This is a genomic window from Ameyamaea chiangmaiensis (assembly GCF_013376175.1).
In the GTDB taxonomy this organism is placed as follows: Bacteria; Pseudomonadota; Alphaproteobacteria; order Acetobacterales; family Acetobacteraceae; genus Ameyamaea; species Ameyamaea chiangmaiensis.
Genome location: NZ_JABXXR010000336.1, coordinates 1 through 886, shown reverse-complemented (window position 1 = coordinate 886; position 886 = coordinate 1). Strand labels below are relative to the sequence as shown.

At 70.3% G+C, this 886-nt stretch carries 1 protein-coding gene; it reads right to left on the bottom strand.

Going from position 1 to position 886, the window contains the following annotated elements:
- The coding region (locus HUK82_RS16905; protein WP_176615005.1) for a DUF4175 family protein at nt 1-886 on the bottom strand (886 nt) is incomplete at both ends.

Here is an 886-nt window from a genome sequence, read left to right as displayed (position 1 = left end):
CGTCTGGCTGTGGCGCGCTGCCGCCCGGCGTGCTGAGGCCCAGCCGTCGCAGAAGCTCGGCGGTCGGCAGCGTGGACAGATCCTCGTCCTGATCCTGATCGGTGCCCCGGGCGGATTGCGCGTCCGCGGCGCGGTCCTGCGCGCGCCTGTTGCGCCCTTGCCGGTCCTGCGTGTGATCGAGCAGCGCGCTCTGGCGTTTGACGATATCGCCCAAGCCTTCCATCTGCGTCCGCGCGGCCTGCGTCGCCTGCAGGCTGCGCGCGAGAGAGGCCAAGTCCTGCGGCGTCGCGTTGCGCATCCGCTCGGTCATGTCCTCCATCTGTTGCAGCTTCTGCAGCGCATCGCCGGTCCGGCCATTTTCGGCGTCCTGCCGCATCGACTGCATCAGGCGCGACAGGGCGTCGTTGGCGTGGTTCTGCATGCCGTCGAGGTTCGGGATGGCGGTGTGATCACGCAAGGCTTTCTGGGCCAGCGCCTGCATGCGGCGCATGATGGCCTGCTGAAGCGCCTCCATCCGGTGGGCGAGTTCGGTCTGTTCCTCCGCGCTCTGGCCTTTCGGGCCGAGCTCGCGCATGTGGCGAAGCTGCTCCTCGACCCGTTCCTGCGCCGCGCGCACGTCGAGCGACGCCTGCGCGGAGGCGCGGTCTCCGTGGCTGCGATCCTCCAGATCCAGCGCCAGATCCCATAGACGCCCGACCGCTTCGGCCGTGGCCGCGCCGCCGTCAACGTCCGGATCGGCAAGCAGCGAGGCCGTCGCGGTCAGGTTCAGAAACAGCCCGCTGTCCTTCGACAGGGGGCCGGGTGCTTCGCCAAGGGCCGCGAGGTCGGTCCCGGCCGCGTCGCGCGTCTCGAGCCCGAGCGCCAGACGACGACGCAGGTCGAGCAC